17 protein-coding genes are annotated in these 19,486 nt (G+C 66.2%); 7 read left to right on the plus strand and 10 right to left on the minus strand.

The annotated features are described in order from the left end of the window. Positions 1-363 precede the first annotated feature (363 nt). Positions 364-1,254 carry a heme A synthase gene (locus E3T34_RS05665; protein WP_241977349.1) on the plus strand — a complete coding sequence of 297 codons (891 nt, stop codon included), beginning with the start codon at positions 364-366 and terminating at the stop codon, positions 1,252-1,254. Between the two features lie 76 nt (positions 1,255-1,330). Here the strand turns inward: E3T34_RS05665 and E3T34_RS05670 are convergent, their stop codons facing one another. Continuing rightward, positions 1,331-2,251: a heme o synthase gene (locus E3T34_RS05670; RefSeq protein ID WP_241977350.1), complete on the minus strand. Its 921-nt coding sequence runs from the start codon at positions 2,249-2,251 to the stop codon at positions 1,331-1,333. A gap of 283 nt (positions 2,252-2,534) precedes the next feature. On the opposite strand from E3T34_RS05670, the gene tkt reads away from it, so the two are divergent. The 6 genes from tkt to pgl all read left to right on the plus strand — a co-directional run bounded on the left by tkt (position 2,535) and on the right by pgl (position 10,771). Beyond that, a complete protein-coding gene (gene tkt, locus E3T34_RS05675) occupies positions 2,535-4,628 on the plus strand; it encodes a transketolase (protein ID WP_134342438.1) in 2,094 nt (697 codons plus the stop codon). 59 nt (positions 4,629-4,687) lie between these two features. Next, positions 4,688-5,824: a transaldolase gene (gene tal / locus E3T34_RS05680; protein WP_104100561.1), complete on the plus strand. Its 1,137-nt coding sequence runs from the start codon at positions 4,688-4,690 to the stop codon at positions 5,822-5,824. Next, positions 5,821-7,428 (plus strand): glucose-6-phosphate isomerase, encoded by a 1,608-nt coding sequence (locus E3T34_RS05685; RefSeq protein ID WP_104100560.1) that lies wholly within the window; start codon positions 5,821-5,823, stop codon positions 7,426-7,428. The genes tal and E3T34_RS05685 overlap by 4 nt, the downstream gene beginning before the upstream one ends. A 69-nt stretch (positions 7,429-7,497) precedes the next feature. Then, positions 7,498-9,039, plus strand: coding sequence for a glucose-6-phosphate dehydrogenase (zwf, locus tag E3T34_RS05690; RefSeq protein ID WP_134342439.1), 1,542 nt, complete (start codon positions 7,498-7,500; stop codon positions 9,037-9,039). Next, positions 9,036-10,004 (plus strand): glucose-6-phosphate dehydrogenase assembly protein OpcA, encoded by a 969-nt coding sequence (locus E3T34_RS05695; protein ID WP_134342440.1) that lies wholly within the window; start codon positions 9,036-9,038, stop codon positions 10,002-10,004. The genes zwf and E3T34_RS05695 overlap by 4 nt, the downstream gene beginning before the upstream one ends. Further along, positions 10,001-10,771 (plus strand): 6-phosphogluconolactonase, encoded by a 771-nt coding sequence (gene pgl / locus E3T34_RS05700; protein WP_134342441.1) that lies wholly within the window; start codon positions 10,001-10,003, stop codon positions 10,769-10,771. Before E3T34_RS05695 ends, pgl begins: the two co-directional genes overlap by 4 nt. Before the next feature lie 95 nt (positions 10,772-10,866). On the opposite strand, the gene E3T34_RS05705 is transcribed toward pgl, so the two are convergent. The 9 genes from E3T34_RS05705 to uvrC all read right to left on the minus strand — a co-directional run bounded on the left by E3T34_RS05705 (position 10,867) and on the right by uvrC (position 19,471). After that, on the minus strand, positions 10,867-11,235 hold the full coding sequence (locus tag E3T34_RS05705) for an RNA polymerase-binding protein RbpA (RefSeq protein WP_134342442.1): 369 nt from the start codon (positions 11,233-11,235) through the stop codon (positions 10,867-10,869). Between the two features lie 79 nt (positions 11,236-11,314). After that, positions 11,315-11,566 (minus strand): preprotein translocase subunit SecG, encoded by a 252-nt coding sequence (gene secG, locus E3T34_RS05710; protein ID WP_104100555.1) that lies wholly within the window; start codon positions 11,564-11,566, stop codon positions 11,315-11,317. 162 nt (positions 11,567-11,728) lie between these two features. Beyond that, positions 11,729-12,529, minus strand: a complete 801-nt coding sequence (tpiA, locus tag E3T34_RS05715; protein ID WP_134342443.1) for a triose-phosphate isomerase — start codon at positions 12,527-12,529, stop codon at positions 11,729-11,731. After that, positions 12,520-13,734: a phosphoglycerate kinase gene (gene pgk, locus E3T34_RS05720; RefSeq protein ID WP_134342444.1), complete on the minus strand. Its 1,215-nt coding sequence runs from the start codon at positions 13,732-13,734 to the stop codon at positions 12,520-12,522. Before pgk ends, tpiA begins: the two co-directional genes overlap by 10 nt. An 11-nt stretch (positions 13,735-13,745) precedes the next feature. Then, complete coding sequence (gene gap, locus E3T34_RS05725; protein WP_104100552.1) at positions 13,746-14,750, minus strand: type I glyceraldehyde-3-phosphate dehydrogenase; 1,005 nt, start codon at positions 14,748-14,750, stop codon at positions 13,746-13,748. Positions 14,751-14,833: 83 nt separating this feature from the next. After that, the gene (locus tag E3T34_RS05730) at positions 14,834-15,460 is read right to left on the minus strand and encodes a superoxide dismutase (RefSeq protein ID WP_134342445.1); all 627 of its coding nucleotides are present in this window, start codon (positions 15,458-15,460) and stop codon (positions 14,834-14,836) included. 125 nt (positions 15,461-15,585) lie between these two features. Continuing rightward, complete coding sequence (gene whiA, locus E3T34_RS05735; protein ID WP_104100550.1) at positions 15,586-16,566, minus strand: DNA-binding protein WhiA; 981 nt, start codon at positions 16,564-16,566, stop codon at positions 15,586-15,588. A gap of 98 nt (positions 16,567-16,664) precedes the next feature. After that, the gene (rapZ, locus tag E3T34_RS05740) at positions 16,665-17,540 is read right to left on the minus strand and encodes an RNase adapter RapZ (RefSeq protein ID WP_104100549.1); all 876 of its coding nucleotides are present in this window, start codon (positions 17,538-17,540) and stop codon (positions 16,665-16,667) included. 62 nt (positions 17,541-17,602) lie between these two features. Further along, a complete protein-coding gene (gene uvrC / locus E3T34_RS05745) occupies positions 17,603-19,471 on the minus strand; it encodes an excinuclease ABC subunit UvrC (RefSeq protein ID WP_104100548.1) in 1,869 nt (622 codons plus the stop codon). Positions 19,472-19,486: the final 15 nt, after the last annotated feature.

Here is a 19,486-nt window from a genome sequence, read left to right on the forward strand (position 1 = left end):
CTCGTAGACACCGAGCCCCGCAAGTTCGGGGCGGTCAAGAAGGACGTCAGACATATTTACCTCTTCTGCCACCCCGGCAACCCGGATATTAGTCCGGTCGTTCCCAGAATGGCCTCCAGCGGAGACCCAGTCAGGGATCGGTTGTGTGGGCGGCTACGTTGCGTACCTAAGATGTTTAAGGACGACGCGCGCCGCGGTTGTGGCAACCGCAACGTTCCCGCCCATGAAACACCTAATTCTACAGGCTGGCGACGGGTTCAGCAGTGCGATCCGGCGTTTTCACATGTGGTCATCGAAGAGGGAGCAGAACCGGTGAATCGAATTACGGCGTGGTTGCCGACCAGGATTGACAGGCGTGTGCGTGTGATCGCGTGGATCTACCTCGCCGCCCAGATTCTGCTGGTCGGGACGGGAGGCCTGGTGCGCCTGACCAGCTCGGGCCTCGGTTGCCCCACCTGGCCCAAGTGCACCGCGGACTCAGTGGTCAACACGCCCGAGATGGGCATCCACGGCTACATCGAATTCGGCAATCGCCTGCTCGGAGTTGCCCTCGGCCTGGTCGCGATCGCGGCCTTCCTCGCCGTGGTGCGCCTCCGCAAGGAACGCCCCGACCTGTTCTGGGTCGCCCTGCTCGCGGGGTTGGGCATCCCCGCGCAGGCCGTTATCGGCGGCATCAGCGTTCTTGCCCAGCTGAACCCCTATGTGGTCGGCATCCACTTCGTGATCTCCGTGATCCTGGTCCTGCTGTGCACCGTCTTCGTGCACCGGGTCTACACCGGCCGGGTGCGGCGCACCCTCGCGGTTCCGGTCTGGTATCGGACGCTGGCGTATGCCACGAGCGCGGTCGTGTTCGTCACGATCCTCGTCGGCATTCTCACCACCGGCTCGGGCCCGCACGCCGGGGACGCGGATGCTCCCCGCACGGGCCTTGACCCCGAAATCCTGCAGCACGTGCACAGCTGGCCGGCCTACGTCACCGTTGCCCTCACCGTGGTTCTCCTCGTCGTGGCCTTCTCGCGCGCTCTGCCGACGCAGGGCTGGGCCCTTCTCCTTCTGCTCGTCGAGGCCATGCAGGTCGGCGTCGGCCTGATCCAGTCCAACACGGGGCTCCCTGCCGGGTTGGTCGGCATCCACATGGTGCTCTCCTGCGTGCTCGTGGCCATCCTGACCGCGCTCGTCCTGAACCTCAGCACACCGGTGGACGTGCGGGTGTCCCCCAGAGCGACCACCCCCGACCTGGTCGGTCGCCGGTAGCGACGTAAGTCCTCGTCGTTTAGTTGTGATCATCACGGCCCGAACGCCTTGCCCGGTGTCGAACGGGAGCTGCGGGCTAGAACGGGAGCAGCGGATCAACTCCGACGGCCAGGAACAACAGGGTGAGATAGGCGATCGAACCGTGGAAGACGCGCATCGGCGACACCTCCACGTGACGGATCGCCAGGCCGTAGAGCCGGTGCGTCTCGGAGATGAACCAGGCGCCGGTCACCAGGGCCACAAAAAGGTACAGCAGGCCCATGTCCGCGATCGGTACGAGCAGGAGCGAGCAGGCGACGGTCGCCCAGGCGTACAGGATGACCTGTAGGCCCACCTGGCTGCGGCCGCGCACGACGGCGAGCATCGGCACCCCGGCGGCCTGATAGTCGTCACGGTATTTCATGGAAAGCGGCCAGTAGTGCGGCGGCGTCCACAGGAAGATGATCAGGAACAGGACGAAGGGCGGCCATGACAGGTCGCCGGTCACGGCGGCCCAGCCGATGAGCACGGGCATGCAGCCCGCGATGCCGCCCCAGACGATGTTCTGGGCCGTGCGGCGTTTCAGAACCATCGTGTAGAAGACGACATAGAGCAGGATGGCGCCCAGCGACAGGGCCGCGGCGAGCCAGTTCGTGAAGGCCAGCAGCCAGAGAATCGATGCCAGACCGACCAGCCAGGCGAACACCAGGGCCTGCCGGTCGGTGAGTTCCCCCGTGACGAGCGGGCGATTCTGGGTACGCTTCATCAGCCGGTCGATGTCCCGGTCGATGTAGCAGTTGAACGCCCCGGCAGAGCCGGCGCTAAGCGAACCGCCGATCAGAGTTGCCACGACCAGCCACAGGCTCGGGATGCCCTGTTCGGCCAGGATCATCGTGGGAGCGGTAACCACCAGGAGCAGTTCCACGACCCGCGGCTTGGTCAGCGAGAGGTAGGCCCTTGCCGTGCGCCGGAGCGTGCGTGGGGCGCTCAGGATGTGGGTTTCGGCGGCTCCGGGCAAAGCTCCTCCAACGCTGGTGACAGTGACTGTGATTCTAGGCGAACTGTCGGAACCGAAACCGTCGACGGGCCGCCCGGGGTGCGTCACGAGACGACACATCACGGGTCCGAACCGGCGTTGCCTATACTGGAGGTGCTCGCCAATCTCGGTGCATGCATGCTGATCCACCGGAACCGGGCATCTGCTGCGACACCGTGATGACGCTGATGTCCTCGGGCGCGCACAATAGCGGGTGCGGGTTCTCAGCAACCTTCTCCCCTGTCTTCAGAAGGGTCAATACCAAGTGGCAGCACTGCAGTGGGATTCAATTGACAGCAAGGCGGTCGACACCGCGCGCCTCCTCGCGGCCGATGCCGTGGAGAAGGTCGGGAACGGGCATCCCGGTACCGCCATGAGCCTCGCTCCCGCGGCCTACCTCCTGTTCCAGAAGGTGATGCGGCGTGACCCGTCCGACAACGAGTGGATCGGTCGGGACCGTTTCATTCTCTCGGTCGGCCACAGCTCGCTCACCCAGTACGTGCAGTTGTACCTCGGTGGCTACGGACTCGAGCTCGAAGATCTGAAGGCTCTGCGCACCTGGGGTTCCAAGACGCCCGGGCACCCGGAGTACGGCCACACCGACGGGGTCGAGATCACGACCGGTCCTCTGGGCCAGGGTCTGGCCTCCGCCGTCGGCTTCGCCTACGCCTCCCGCTTCGAGCGCGGACTGTTCGACCCGGAGGCGTCGGTCGGCACGAGCCCGTTCGATCACTTCGTGTACGTGATCGCCGGCGACGGCGACCTGCAGGAAGGCATCACGAGCGAGGCCTCCTCCCTCGCCGGCCACCAGCAGCTCGGCAACCTGATCGCGATCTACGACAGCAACCAGATCTCCATCGAGGACGACACCAACATAGCCTTCACCGAGGACGTCGCGGCCCGCTACGCGGCCTACGACTGGCACGTGCAGACAGTCGACTGGAAGCAGACCGGCGCCTACGTCGAGGACATCGCCGCACTCCACGACGCGATCGAGGCGGCCCAGGCAGTCACCGACAAGCCGTCGCTGATCATCCTGAAGACCATCATCGGCTGGCCCAGCCCGAAGAAGCAGAACACGGGCAAGATCCACGGCTCGGCGCTCGGCGCCGAGGAGCTGGCCGCCGTCAAAACGGTCCTCGGTTTCGACCCCGCGCAGGCCTTCGAGGTCGCCGACGAGGTCATCGCGCACACCCGACAGGCCGTGGACCGCGGGGCCGTCGCCCACTCCGCCTGGAACGTCGAGTTCGAGGCCTGGGCGACCGCCAACCCTGAGCGCAAGAACCTACTCGATCGGGTGCTCTCCGGCGACCTGCCCGACGGCGTCGAGGCGGCCCTGCCCGTCTTCCCCGCCGGCACGGAGGTATCGACCCGTGCCGCGTCCGGCAAGGTCCTCACCGCGCTCGGCACGGTCATCCCCGAGCTGTGGGGTGGCTCCGCCGACCTCGCAGAATCGAACAACACCACCATCGGCGGTGCTGCCTCCTTCATTCCGAGCGAGCACTCCACCAATGAATGGACCGGCAACCCCTACGGCCGCGTGCTGCACTTCGGCATTCGCGAACACGCCATGGCCGCCATCCTGAACGGCATCGTGCTGCATGGGAACACCCGCCCCTTCGGCGGCACCTTCCTGATCTTCAGCGACTACATGCGACCGGCCATCCGCCTGGCCGCGCTGATGCAGGCCCCCTCGATCTTCGTCTGGACCCACGACTCCGTCGCCCTCGGCGAGGACGGCCCCACCCACCAGCCGATCGAGCAGCTCGCGACCCTGCGCGCCATCCCCGGACTCGATGTGGTGCGCCCCGGCGACGCCAACGAGGTGTCCTGGGCCTGGAAGACCATCCTCGAGCGCCGCCAGGGACCGGCCGGCATCGTGCTGACCCGCCAGAACATTCCCGTGTTCGAGCGCGGCGAGGGCGACGCCACCGGCGACGTGCTCGCATCCGCCAAGAACGTGGCGAAGGGGGCCTACGTGCTGGCCGAGGCCCATGGCGGAACCCCCGACGTGATCCTGATCGGCACCGGTTCCGAAGTGCAGCTGGCCCTGGCGGCCCGCGAGCAGCTCCAGGCCGAAGGCATCAGCGCGCGCGTCGTGTCGGCCCCCAGCCTCGAATGGTTCCGCGAGCAGAGCGCCGAGTATCGCGAGGCTGTCCTGCCCGCATCGATCACCGCCCGGGTATCCGTCGAGGCGGGCATAGCGTTGACCTGGGACAAGTACGTCGGCGACCGTGGCCGCAGCGTCTCGATCGAGCACTTCGGTGCGTCGGCCGATTACAAGACCCTGTTCCGTGAATTCGGCATCACGACGGATGCCGTCGTCGCCGCCGCCAAGGAATCTCTCGCCGCGCACTGAACCCGCTGCGCCGCGACACCACACACCTGAATACCCTGCATTCCAAGGAGATACGAAATATGACTGAGAACACTCCCCTAGCCGAGCTGTCATTGGCCGGCGTCAGCATTTGGCTGGACGACCTGTCCCGGGAACGCATCGCTTCCGGCGGCCTGGCGAACCTGATCGACACGAAGAACATCGTCGGCGTGACCACCAACCCGACGATCTTCGCCGGCGCCCTCAGCAAGGGCGAGGCGTACGCGGAGCAGGTGGCCGCTCTTGCCGCCGCCGGCACCAGCGTGCACGACGCCGTGTTCGAGATCACCACCGACGATGTGACCGCGGCCAGCGATATCTTCCGCCCGGTTTACGATCGCACCCGCGGCGTCGACGGGCGCGTGTCGATCGAGGTCGAGCCCGGGCTGGCCCACGACGCGGCCGGCACGGTCACGCAGGCCCAGGAACTGTGGGCGAAGGTCAATCGACCCAACGCCATGATTAAGATCCCCGCAACGGTGGAAGGTCTCGAGGCGATCACCGCGACGATCGCCCTCGGCATCAGCGTCAACGTCACCCTGATCTTCAGCCTCGAACGTCACCGCCAGGTCATCAACGCGTACCTGTCCGGCCTGGAGAAGGCCAAGGCGGCCGGCCTCGACCTCAGCGTGATCCACTCCGTTGCGTCGTTCTTCGTCTCGCGGGTCGACACCGAGATCAACACCCGCCTTGAGGTCATCGGGACGACAGCCGCGCTTGCGCTCAAGAGCAAGGCCGGCGTCGCGAACGCCCAGCTCGCCTATCAGGTCTACGAGGAAGCCTTCTCCACCGAACGCGCCCTCGGCCTGATCAGCGCCGGAGCCAACAAGCAACGCCCCCTCTGGGCCTCCACCGGCGTCAAGGACCCCAGCCTCCCCGACACCCTGTATGTGACCAACCTGGTCGCGCCCGAGGTCGTCAACACCATGCCGGAGAAGACCCTCGAGGCCACACTCGACCACGGCGTCATCCCCGCGAACTCCATCACCGGCGCGTACGACGAAGCCAACCTGGTTCTCGACGCACTCGCGAACGAGGGTGTCTCGTACAACGACGTCACCCAGGTACTCGAGGCCGAAGGCGTGGCCAAGTTCATCGTCTCGTGGAATGAACTCCTCGAGACCGTGACCGCTGCCCTCGAGACCGCCACGACGACCAAGAACGGGGCCGCACTGTGAGCTTCCACATCTCCGTGAGCGGCGCGGCGGCCGAGGCCGTTCGCACCACCGTCCCGACCCTGGTGGCCGACCTCGTCGCATCCGGGATCACCGCCCTTGACCCGGCCCTCTGGGGCCCCGAAGCCGAAGCCGAAGCCGCGAAGCGACTCGGCTGGACCGAGTCCGTTACGGATTCCCGTCCGCTGGTCGCGGAGATCCTTGCCCTGCGCGACTCCCTGCGGGCCGGCGGAGTCACCCGTATCGCCCTCACCGGCATGGGTGGCTCGTCGTTGGCCCCCGAGGTCATCACCCGCACCGCCGGCGTGAACCTCACCGTGCTCGACTCCACCGACCCCGGTCAGGTCCTCGCGGCCCTCGGCGAGAACCTGGCCGCCACCGCGCTCGTGGTGTCGTCGAAGTCCGGCTCCACGGTCGAGACCGACAGTCAGCGCCGTGTCTTCGAGCGCGCCTTCCGCGAGGCCGGCATTGACCCGGTCGAGCGCATCATCATCGTGACCGACCCTGGCTCCCCCCTCGACGCGGATGCCCGTTCCGTGGGCTACCGCGTCTTCAATGCGGACCCCACGGTCGGTGGACGTTTCTCGGTGCTGACTGCGTTCGGACTCGTTCCGTCCGGCCTTGCCGGCGTGGACATCGCCGAGCTGCTCGACGAGGCCGAGGCCGTTTCGCTTTCCCTTGCCGTGGACACCGCCGAGAACCCGGGGCTCATCCTGGGTGCGGCCATCGCCGCGACCACCCCGCGCCGCGACAAGCTCGCAATCGTCGAGGATGGCACCCACATCGTCGGTTTCGCCGACTGGGCCGAACAGCTGATCGCCGAATCCACCGGCAAACAGGGCATCGGCATCCTTCCCGTCGTGCTCGACCTGGATGCCCCCGAGCTGACCCTGGACCTGCCTGACCTGCAGGTTGTTCGCCTGGTCTCCGACGCCGGCCGCGACGTGTTCTCCGATAACGGCGGACACGACGAGATCCGGATCAGCGGCACCCTCGGCGCGCAGTTCCTCGTCTGGGAGTATGCCACCGCCGTCGCCGGCCGCTTGCTGGGCATCAACCCGTTCGACCAGCCGGATGTCGAGGCCGCCAAAAACGCGACCCGCGGTCTCCTCGACGCCCGTCCCGAACCGGTCCCCGCCGCGTTCATCACGGACGGAATCGAGATCCGCGGCACCGCGCACGTGATCGGCGCCGCCAGCGACCTGCCCTCCGCTATCGATGCCCTGATCGAGGAGCTGGGCACGGACGGCTACATCTCCGTGCAGGCCTACGTCAACCGGCTGGAACTGCCCCAGCTCGCCGAAATCCGTGATCTGCTGGCCGCACTGGCCAAGCGCCCGGTCACGTTCGGCTGGGGACCGCGGTTCCTGCACTCCACCGGCCAGCTGCACAAGGGCGGACCGGCCACCGGAGTGTTCCTGCAGATCCTCACCACCCCGGACGTCGACCTCGACATCCCGGAGCGCCCCTTCACGTTCGGGGAACTAATCCTGGCCCAAGCCAGCGGTGACGCCAGCGTGCTGGCGGACCACGGTCGCCCCGTACTGACGCTGACGCTGACCGACCCGGCCATGAACATCGCCACCCTGTTCGACGCACTGCGCTAACCCGTTCGGCGCCGGCCCGCGGGCCGGCGCCGAACAACGTGCTCGAACGCCACACCTCGAAGGAGCTGCATGTCCCCGGTGGAAATCACCCCGGAGTTCAATCCACTGCGTTCACCAAACGACTACCGTCTGAATCGCATCGCCGGGCCCAGCAGCTTGGTGATCTTCGGCGTCACGGGTGACCTGTCGCGGAAGAAACTCATGCCGGCCGTCTATGACCTCGCCAACCGCGGCCTGCTTCCGCCGGGTTTCGCGCTCGTCGGATTCGCACGCCGCGACTGGACCAACGAGGACTTCATGAAAGTCGTGCACGACTCGGTCAAGGAGTACGCGCGCACCGAGTTCAACGAGGACGTCTGGACTCAGCTGGCCGAGGGCATCCGTTTCGTGCCGGGGTCGTTCGACGACGCCGCGTCGTTCCAACTGCTCAAGGACACCATCGCGCAACTCGATCGGGAGCGCGGGACGATGGGCAACCATGCGTTCTACCTGTCGATCCCGCCGAAGGCATTCCCGCAGGTCACGGAGCAGCTGCGCCGCTCGGGCCTGGCCGAGCAGACGGACGGGCAGTGGCGGCGGGTCGTGATCGAGAAGCCGTTCGGCAGTGACCTGCAGACCGCGCGCGAACTCAACGCCGTGGTCGAGTCGGTCTTCCCGCCCGACTCGGTCTTCCGCATCGACCATTACCTGGGCAAGGAGACGGTGCAAAACATTCTGGCCCTCCGCTTCGCGAACCAGTTGTACGAACCGATCTGGAACGCCAACTACGTCGACCACGTGCAGATCACCATGGCCGAGGACATCGGCGTGGGCGGTCGGGCCGGCTACTACGACGGCATCGGCGCAGCCCGGGACGTCATCCAGAACCACCTGCTGCAGCTTCTAGCGCTAACCGCCATGGAGGAACCAATCTCCTTCGACGCTGCCGACCTGCGCACGGAGAAAGAGAAGGTTCTCGCCTCCGTCCGGCTTCCCGACGACCTCGCCCGTGGCACGGCCCGCGGCCAGTATGCCGGCGGTTGGCAGGGCGGCGAGAAGGTCGTGGGGTTTCTGGACGAGGACGGGATGGACCCCGAATCCCTCACCGAAACGTATGCCGCGCTGCGGCTGACCATTGAGAACCGCCGGTGGTCAGGGGTGCCCTTCTACCTGCGTGCGGGCAAGCGTCTGGGCCGCCGGGTCACCGAGATCGCCGTGGTGTTCAAACGAGCCCCCCAGCACCTCTTCGGCAAGGGAAACTCCGCACCGTTGGGCGAGAACGCCCTGGTCATCCGGGTGCAGCCCGACGAAGGCGTCACCATCCGTTTCGGTTCCAAGGTGCCCGGTGCCGGCATGCAGGTGCGCGACGTGACGATGGACTTCGGCTACGGCCACGCCTTCACCGAGGCCAGCCCCGAGGCCTATGAGCGGCTCATCCTCGACGTGCTCCTGGGCGACCCGCCGCTCTTTCCCCGGCACGAGGAGGTCGAGCTGTCGTGGAAGATCCTCGACCCGATCGAGGAGTTCTGGGCGAAGCAGGGCCAGCCCGAGCAATACCGGCCGGGAACCTGGGGTCCGGTCTCGGCCGACGAACTGCTGTCCCGCGACGGCCGACATTGGAGACGCCCATGATCGTCGATCTGCCCAACACGACCACCTCCAAGATCTCCAAGGCCCTGGTGCGCATCCGCGAAGAAGGCGGCGCGGTGGCCCTCGGCCGCGTGCTTACGCTCATCATCGCGTCCACCATGGGCCGCGAGGAGGAGGCCATTGAGGCCGCGAACGACGCGTCCAGGGAACACCCTATGCGCGTGATCGTGCTGTCGACGATGGACCAGGATGACACGGCCTCCCCACTCGCCCCCCGCGTCGACGCGGAAATCCGTGTCGGCGGGGACGCGGGCGCCAGCGAGGTCATCGTGCTGCGCGCCTACGGTGAGGCCGCCAGCGACCCGGAAAGCCTGGTCACCGGCCTACTCCTGCCCGACGCCCCCGTTGTGGCCTGGTGGCCCGGTGTGGCACCCACTGTGCCAGCGGATTCGCCCCTCGGGCGCATCGCCCACCGGCGCATCACGGATGCTTCCGCGCAGCCCGACCCGCAGGCCGCGCTTCATCACCTCTGCGGTTCATACCGTCCCGGCGACACGGACTTCGCCTGGACCCGCCTCACCCTCTGGCGCGCCCAGCTGGCGGCGGTCCTCGACCAGCCGCCCTACCTGCCTGTGACCGTCGTGCAGGTGACCGGTGCCGCGGACTCGCCGTCCACGACACTCCTCGCCGCCTGGCTCGCTCTGCAGCTGCAGGTCTCGGTGGACTACGAGTTCACTACGGGGCCGCTGTCCCACGGCATCCGGAGTGTGCACCTGACGCGCTCCGCCGGGCTCATCTCGCTCGAACGAGAAGTGCCCGACATCGCCAGACTCACCCAGCCCGGCCAGCCCGTTCAGGACCTCACCCTCAAGCGGCGGAGCCTGCGGGACTGCCTCAGCGACGAGCTGCGCCGCCTCGACCCCGATGAGCTGTATGGTGAGGTCATCACGCGCGGCCTACCGCACCTTGACGATGTGGTCGCAGAACACAACGAAGGACGACCGTGACCAACGAACGACGCGTACTTGTGCACACCGATCGCGCGGCCCTGGCCGCCTCGGTGGCGGCCCGATTCATCACAACGACCGTGGACCTCCTGCACGAACAGGGAGAAGTCAACGTGGTCCTGGCCGGCGGCAGCGTCGCGATCGAGGTCTTGGAAGCTGTCAACGCCTCAGCCGCCCGCGACACCATCGACTGGGCCCTGGTCACGTTCTGGTGGGGTGACGAGCGCTGGGTGCCCAAGGAGCACCCCGACCGCAACGAGCGCCAGGCTCGCACCGCCCTACTCGACCACATCCAGATCCCGGAGGCGAACATCCACCCCTTCGGCGCCTCGGACGAAGGAGTCGACCTCGACACCGCAGTCGAGAGCTACGCCGCGTTGCTCGAGTCCGCCTCGATCGAGGGAACCGACCTGCCGCGCTTCGACATCACCTTCCTCGGCGTCGGGCCGGACGGCCACGTCGCCTCCCTATTCCCGCACCAGGCCGGCATCCGCGAACATAGCAAGAGCGTGCTCGCCGTGCGCAACTCTCCCAAGCCCCCGGCGGAGCGGCTCAGCCTCAGCCGACCGGCCCTGAACTCCTCACGGTGCGTGTGGATGGTGCTGGCCGGGCCGGACAAGGCATCGGCGCTCGGTCTCGCCCTAGCCGGCGCCAGCCGCGACGAAGTGCCCGTGGCGGGCATCAAGGGCCGCCGGTACACGAACTTCTTCGTCGACCGGGAGGCCGCTGCGGAGGTCCCCGAGAACCTCACCGCGTCGACGTTCTAGAACAGTCACCCGCTCGGGCAGACCCGCACACTGAGAAAGGCCCCGACCGGAGTCGGGGCCTTTCTCAGTGAACGACAGGCGTGCGCGTCCAAACGTCAGTTCGTCGCGGACAGCTTGCCCCGGCGCACGCGCAACTGCTCCAACGCTTCTTCGAGGAGCGATTCTGCCTCTTCCTCGGTGCGGCGTTCCTTCACGTAGGCAAGGTGCGTCTTGTACGGTTCAAGCTTGACCACCGACGGCGGGTTCTCTTTGTCCCGCCCGGCCGGGAGCCCCGACGACGGGCAGTCGATGGTCACCGGAATCTCGTCATCGGGGAGGTTTGCCGCGAAGTAACGCACGGTCTCGTTGCCGAGGGCGTCCCAGTAGGACACCTTGATGCGGTCCGCGTGAAAACCGCGGTCCTGCTCGCCCATGGGGCCGGCACCGACCCGGGATCCTCTGATTGCGCTGCCACCAGATGCCATTATGTTCCTCCGCTTGAAAAGGGCGTTGTAGCCGATTGACCGGTTGAGCTAGAGCTCGTCGAAACTGTGAAACGGGAGGCTAAAGCCCCGTGTCGAACTTGGTGAGGAGTCCCAGGATTACGATGCAGGTAATCCAGAGCAACCCCAGGATGACGGTGATGCGGTTGAGGTTGCGTTCCGCCACACCGGACGCACCGAGGTTGGAAGTGACACCTCCGCCGAACATGTCGGACAGACCGCCACCACGCCCCTTGTGAAGCAAAATGAGCATGGTCAACAGGAGACTCGTAATTCCGAGCAACACCTGCAGCACAACCTGGAGAATCTCCACGCAAAAACCTTTCACAGTGCGATGGGCCCAAAAAGCCCATCAAGATCAGTGATAATCATAGCCTGACTCACGAACCAGCCCACCGACCCCCTGTTGGGGGCCGATGGGCTGCTTCGAGGCCTGCTGCCGAGTTGAGACAGCAGATGTGGTGCAGTTGTCTTGTTACAGACCGACGTGCTGCTGGAACCGGACGATGCTCGAGAATTCGTCGATATCCAGGCTGGCGCCGCCCACCAGGGCGCCGTCCACGTTCGGCTCACGCATGAAGCCCGCGATATTCGAACCCTTCACGGAACCGCCGTACAGGATACGGGTCTTGTCGGCCACATCCTGGCCCAGCGTCTCCGTGAGCACGAGACGCAGTTGCGCCGCCACCTGCTCGGCCTGCTCCGGCGTTGCCGCCTTGCCGGAACCGATCGCCCAGACGGGCTCGTAGGCGACGACGAAGTCGGCCGCGTTGGTCACGCCGGCCAGGGCCGCGCGCAACTGGGCGACCGGTACGGCGCTCGGGCCGTGCAATTCCAGGTCCGCGGCAGACTCGCCGACGCAGATGATCGGAACCAGGTTGTGCTTGAGCGCTGCCGTGACCTTCGCCGAGACGATCTCGTCAGTCTCGGCGTGCAGTGTGCGGCGCTCGGAGTGACCGATCAACACATACTTGCACTCGAGCTGCGCGAGGAACGCGCCGGAGATTTCACCGGTGTACGCGCCCGAATCCTGGGCCGACACGTCCTGGCCGCCGAAGACGATCGGGAGCTTGTCAGCGGAGACGAGCGTCTGCACGGAGCGGAGGTCGGTAAACGGTGGGAACACCGCGACCTCGACCGCTGCGACATCGTGCTTCGCATCCTTGAGATTCCAGGCGAGTTTCTGGACGAACGCGATGGCCTGGAGGTGGTCCAGGTTCATCTTCCAGTTTCCGGCAATCAGCGGAGTGCGTCGTGGGTGTTCGTTTACTGCCATCCGAGGACCTCCAGTCCTGGCAGGCGCTTACCCTCGAGGAACTCGAGGCTCGCGCCGCCGCCGGTAGAAATGTGACCGAACTGGTCATCGGTGAAACCGAGGATGCGCACGGCCGCGGCCGAATCTCCACCACCGACGACACTCAGGCCGTCGACCTCGGTCAGCGCGCCGGCCACCGCACGGGTGCCCTCCGCGAACGGCGCCAACTCGAACACGCCCATCGGGCCGTTCCAGAAGACCGTCTTCGACGACCGGATGATGTCGGCGAACGCCGCACCGGTCTCCGGTCCGATGTCCAGACCGAGACCGGAGGCACCGAACGTGGTGCTCTCGATCGCGTCGGCCGGGGTGACCGCCACTTCGGCGTCTGCCCCAAACTTGGAGGCAACGACGATATCCGTCGGCAGCACGATCCGCACGCCCAGGCGCTCCGCTTCCTGAAGGTAACCGCGAACGGTTTCGATCTGGTCGGCCTCCAGCAGGCTTGCGCCCACCTTGTGGCCCTGAGCGGCGAGGAACGTGTACGCCATGCCGCCGCCGATGAGCAGCGAGTTGACGCGGGGCAGCAGGTGCCCGATGACGCCGAGCTTGTCGGACACCTTCGAGCCGCCCAGAACGACCGCGTACGGCGCTTCGGGCTTCTCGGTGAGGCGGTCCAGGACTTCGAGCTCAGCGGCGATCAGGAGGCCGGCCGCGCTGGGAAGGATCCCGGCGAGGTCGTACACACTGGCCTGCTTGCGGTGCACGACGCCAAAGCCATCCGAGACGAGCACATCGCCCAGAGCGGAAAGCTCCGTGGCGAAGGCGCCGCGCTCGGCGTCGTCCTTGGCGGTCTCCCCCGCGTTGAAGCGGAGGTTCTCGAGAACAACCACGTCACCGTCGGTGAGGGCGGCAACGGCAGCCTGAGCCGACGCCCCGACCGTGTCCGTGGCGAATGCCACGTCCGCGCCCAGGAGCTCGCCGAGACGGTCGGCGACGGGAGCCAGGCTGTACTTGGCTTCCGGTGCGCCCTTCGGTCGACCGAGGTGCGACACGATCACAACTCGCGCGCCCTGCTCGATGAGGGCCTTGATGGTGGGCAAGGATGCCCGGACACGCCCATCGTCGGTGATCTGACCGTCTTGCAACGGCACATTCAGGTCACAACGGACGATGACGCGCTTTCCGCCGAGCTGCCCCAGTGAATCAATAGTACGCAGCGTCACTGCGGACTCCGTTAGAGGCTCTTGGCGACGAGCGCAGTGAGGTCAACCATGCGGTTGGAGTAGCCCCATTCGTTGTCGTACCATGCGGACAGTTTGACCTGGTCGCCGATGACGCGAAGCAGGCCGGCATCGAAGATCGAGGAGTGCGGGTCGGTGACGATGTCACTGGAGACGATCTCGTCTTCCGTGTACATGAGGATGCCCTTGAGGGGACCCTCGGCGGCAGCCTTGTACGCGGCCTTGATGGCCTCGACGGTGACGGGACGCTCGGCAACGACGGTGAGGTCGGTGATGGAGCCGGTGGGAACCGGAACGCGCAGCGCGAAGCCGTCAAGCTTGCCCTTGAGCTCCGGCAGAACCAGGCCGAGGGCCTTGGCGGCACCGGTCGTGGTCGGAATGATGTTCAGAGCGGCCGCGCGGGCACGACGCAGGTCAGAGTGCGGGCCGTCCTGCAGGTTCTGGTCGGCCGTGTACGCGTGGATCGTGGTCATCAGGCCGTGCTTGATGCCGAAGTTGTCGTTGAACACCTTCGCGAGGGGCGCGAGGCAGTTCGTGGTGCACGACGCGTTGGAGATAATGTCGAACTTGGCCGGGTCGTAGTCTGCCTCATTGACGCCCATGACGATGGTTGCCGCCTCGCCGGAGGCAGGAGCGGAAACGATGACCTTCTTGGCACCGGCGGTGATGTGCTTGCGCGCATCCTCGGCCTTGGTGAAGCGTCCGGTGGATTCGATCACAATGTCGACGCCCAGGGCTGCCCAGGGCAGGTTGGCGGGATCGCGCTCGGCAAGAACCTTAATCGGCTTGCCGTTGACGAGGATGGTGTCTCCATCGACCTCGACGGTGGCGGGAAGGCGACCGGTGATGGAGTCATATTTAAGAAGGTGAGCCAGCGTCTTCGCCTCGGTGAGGTCGTTCACGGCGACGATCTCGATGTCGCTGCCCTGGGCCAGGACGGCGCGAAGATAATTACGGCCAATGCGGCCAAATCCGTTAATACCAATCTTTACAGACACGAATGTCTCCTATTCTTGTGCGCCGAGGCGCGTTGTGGTGGGTGAATCGGACGGGCTGCGGGCCCCCGTGGGGGCCCCTCCTCTCAGGAAAGGAGCAGCAGTCCGGTGGTCTTTTCGCGTGCGATGGTGAAGCGTTCCTGTACGTTGGCCCAGTTGACGATGTTCCAGAACGCCTTCACATAGTCCGCACGAACGTTGCGGTAGTCGAGGTAGTACGCGTGCTCCCAGACGTCGAGCATCAGCACCGGAATCGTGCCGGCCGCAAAGTTGGCCTGCTGGTCGAAGAACTGCTGAATGATCACGCGCTGGCCGATCGAGTCCCAGGCGAGAACCGCCCAGCCGGAGCCCTGAACGCCAAGGGCCACGGCCGTGAAGTGGGCCTGGAACTTGTCGAAGGAACCGAAGTTGTCCTCGATTGCGCTAGCCAGGTCACCAGTGGGCTTGTCTCCGCCATCGGGCGACAGGTTGGTCCAGAAGATCGAGTGGTTGACGTGGCCGCCCAGGTTGAACGCGAGGTCCTTCTCGAGCTTGTTCACAAAGGTGAGGTTGCCGCTGTCGCGAGCCTCGGCCAGCTGGGCCAGGGCTGTGTTGGCCCCGGTGACGTAGGCCTGGTGGTGCTTTCCGTGATGGAGTTCCATGATGGTGCCGCTGATACTCGGCGCAAGAGCCGAGTAGTCGTAGGCCAGAGCCGGAAGTGTGTATTCAGCCAAGGTGCATCTCCTCTGTAGTTGTCGGCGCGAAACGCTCCGCCACCCGTTCGTGAGCAACCATTCCAGTCTACTCAGGATGCGCTGTGGCTGTGACGAACGTGGATGAACGCTGAACGCCGGGCAGGTCAGACGTCATCGAGGTCGGCCGGGAGGTTCGCGTCCGTGCCCGGGATGCCCAGGTCGGCGGCCTTCTTGTCGGCCATGGCCAGCAGGCGACGGATGCGGCCGGCGACGGCATCCTTCGTCATGGGCGGGTCCGCGTGGTGACCGAGCTCGTCGAGGCTGGAGTCGCGGAAGGAGAGGCGTAGCTCGCCCGCATACCGGAGGTGCTCCGGGATCTCCTCGTCAAGGATTTCCATGGCGCGCTGCACGCGCGCGCACGCGGCCACCGCGGCCTGAGCGGAGCGGCGCAGGTTCGCGTCGTCGAAGTTGACCAGTCGGTTCGCAGTCGCGCGCACTTCGCGACGCTGGCGGAGGGCCTCCCAGTTGAGCACGGTCTCCTGCGCCCCCATCTGCACGAGCATGGCGCCGATGGCGTCGCCGTCGCGGATGACGACCCGGTGCACACCCCGAACCTCACGCGCCTTGGCGACGACTCCGAGGCGGCCGGCGGCTCCCACGAGAGCCATGGCAGATTCGTTCCCGGGGCAGGTGACCTCCAGCGCCGCCGAACGACCCGGGTCGGTCAACGAGCCGTGGGCGAGGAAGGCTCCACGCCAGACAGCGGCGATCTCTTCCTTCGAGCCCGTGGTGAGCCGGTTCGGCAGACCGCGAATCGGGCGCCGTCTCGCGTCGAGCAGCCCGGTCTGGCGCGCGAGGGTTTCGCCGCCGTCAAGCACTCGCACCAGGTAGTGGCTGGCGCGCCTCAGGCCGGCGGCGGGGATCACGGTCACGTCGCTGCGCACGCCGTAGAGCTCGGCGAGATCTTTGCGCACCCTCCTGGCGAGGAGAGGGGTGTCGAGCTCTGACTCGATGGCGATCCGGCCGGAAATCATGTGCAGTCCGCCGGAGAAGCGGAGAATGGTGGCCAGTTCCGCTGCACGCACCGTGGTCTTTGAAATTTCGACGCGAGCAAGCTCGTCTTTGACGTCGGCGGTGAGTGCCAATCGCTTGTCCATTCTGTCGTCCTGGCCTGATGTGGGGCCGAGTTGTAGTCGTTCTGGCCGGAGTGGGCGTCTGCTGGATGCAGTCGCCCGTGACCGGGTTATTCCCGTCCGAGGTCGCGGTTCTTGACGCTGACCGCGACACCGGGGAAGTCCTTGACCAGGGCCGCGATTTCCGCGGCCATGGCGACCGAGCGGTGCTTGCCACCCGTGCACCCGACCGCGATGGTCGCGTGGCGTTTGTTCTCCCGCTGGTACCCCGCGAGGACCGGTTCCAGGGCCGCCGCGTAGTGCGAGATGAACTCCCGCGCCCCGGTCTGGGCGAGAACAAAATCCCGTACCTCGGAGTCTTGGCCGTTGTGGCTGCGCAGTTCGGGAACCCAGAACGGGTTGGGAAGGAAACGCACATCGGCAACCATGTCGACGTCGGTGGGAAGGCCGTACTTGAAGCCGAAACTCATCAGCGTGACGTGCACCCCGGCGGCGTCCTCGGCGGCGAAGCGGTCCGAGATCGACGTGGCCAGCTGGTGGATGTTGAGATCGGAGGTGTCGATGACGAGGTCGCAGGACTCGCGCACGGCGCTGAGCTTGACGCGCTCGGCCGCGATGCCGTCAAGGATCGTGCCGTCGCCCTGCAGCGGATGCGGTCGTCGCACGGATTCGAACCGTCGCACGAGCACGTCGTCGCGGGCTTCGAGGAAAATGACCCGTACCTGGGACGTCTTGCGCAGCGAGTGCAGGATCTCCTGGAAATCGGTGAAGAAGTCTCGGCCGCGGATATCGACCACGGCAGCGATCTTCGGCAGGCTGGTGCCGGCCCGGCCGACGAGTTCGGCCAGCGGGCGCAGCATCTGCGGCGGAAGGTTGTCGACGACGTACCAGCCCAGGTCTTCCAGCGCGTTGGCCACGGTGGAGCGGCCTGCGCCGGACATCCCCGTCACGATAAGCATTTCCTGCCTGTCGTTCTCCGTTGTCATTCTGGACTGCGCCTTCGATCGGGTGGAACCTAAGTGTCCAGCCTACCGATCAGCCGGACCGTTCAGGCGCGCAAGTGGCGATGAATCGCCTCGGCCAGCACCGGACCGATGCCGCGAACGTCGGCAATCGCCTCCGCCGGCGCCTCCTTGAGCCGGGTGACGGAGCCGAAATGCTGCAGGAGCACCTTGACTCTGGCCGGGCCGAGACCGGGGACCTCGTTCAGCACCGACGTGATGTCCCGCTTCCTTCTCGAGCGCTGGTGCATGATCGCGAACCGGTGCGCCTCGTCGCGGATGCGCTGGATCAGGAACAGGGCGTCACTGTTGCGCGGCAGGATCACCGGGTAGTCGGAGTCCGGCAACCAGATTTCCTCGAGCCGCTTCGCGATTCCGCACAGCTGGATACCGGTGACGCCGGATTCGCGCAGCGCCCGCGCCGCCGCGGCCACCTGAGGCTGGCCGCCGTCGACGATGAGCAGGTTCGGCTGGTACCGGAACTTCTTGCGCGTCACCGTGGCATCGGCCTCGCTCTCCGGCGCCGCTTCCTCGTCGGGGATCAGGTAGGCCAGGCGGCGGGTAAGCGTGCGGTAGATGGAGTCCGTGTCATCCGTGGACTCGGGGATGCTGAACCGGCGGTACTCGTCGGTTCGCGGCAACCCGTCTTCGAACACCACCATGGAGGCGACGATGTTGGTGCCGCTCAGGTGCGAGACGTCGTAGCATTCCATCCTGAGCGGCGCGGAGGGCATCTCCAACGCCTCCTGGATGTCTTCGAGGGCCTTGGACCGGGCGACGAAGTCGGAGCTCCGCCGGGTCTTGTAGAGCATCAAGGCATGCTTGGCGTTCTGGGTCGCCGTGGCGAGCAGGGCGGCCTTCTCGCCCCGCTGGGCAGCGACAAGCCGGACCTTGCGTTTGCCGACGCCGGCCAGCCAGGTTTCCAGCGCCGCGGCGTCGTCGGGCAACTCCGGCACAACGATCTCCCGCGGAGGCACGGCTCCGGAGCCGTAGGCCGTCAGCATGATCGAGTCGATCAGGTCGCTCGTCGTGAGGTCCAGTTCCTTGTCGACCATCCAGCCGCGCACACCGCGGATGCGGCCGCCCCGCACGATGAACAACTGCACCGCCGCGGCGAGTTCATCCTGGTCGATGGCGAACAGGTCGATGTCGACGCTGTCGCGGAGCACGACGGCGCTCTTCTCCAGAACGGCGTTCAGCGCCCGCACCTGGTCGCGCCGTTTGGCGGCGACCTCGTAGTTCTGGCCCACCGCGGCATCCTTCATCTCCGCGGTCAGCTGGTTGATCAGCTTGCGATCCTGGCTGCCCATGAAGCTGACGAACTCATTTACGATCACCCGGTGCTCCTCGATGGAGACCAGGCCGGAGCAGGGGCCGAAGCACCGCCCGATCTGCCCGCCGAAGCAGGGCTTGCCGGACTGAATGGCCCGTTTGTAGTTGGCGTTGTTGCAGGTGCGGATGGGGAAGGCTTTGAGCATCAGCTCGATTGTCTCGTGCACGGCCCAGACCTTCGGGTACGGTCCGAAATACCGGGCGCCGCGGATGCCGGTGGTGCGGGTGACGAGAGCCCGCGGCGCCTCGTCGGCGAGGGTCACCGCGAGGTACGGGTAGGACTTGTCGTCCTTGAACCGCACGTTGAAGGGCGGGTCGAACTCGTTGATCCAGGTCCACTCCAGCTGGAGGGCCTCGACCTCGGTGCCGACGACCGTCCACTCAACCGAGCTGGCCGTGGTGACCATGCGCCGGGTGCGCTCATGCAGGCTGCTCAGCGGGGCGAAGTAGTTCGCGAGCCGCGCCCGCAGGTTCTTGGCCTTGCCGACATAGAGTACCCGCCCGGTTTCGTCACGAAATCGGTACACCCCGGGACTCGTGGGGATCTCGCCCGTCTTGGGGCGGTAGCTCAGCGCATCGGACATGATGGTTCCTGAGGC

Origin of the sequence: Cryobacterium sp. TMT1-62 (assembly GCF_004403145.1) — a bacterium.
Classification (GTDB): domain Bacteria; phylum Actinomycetota; class Actinomycetes; order Actinomycetales; family Microbacteriaceae; genus Cryobacterium; species Cryobacterium sandaracinum.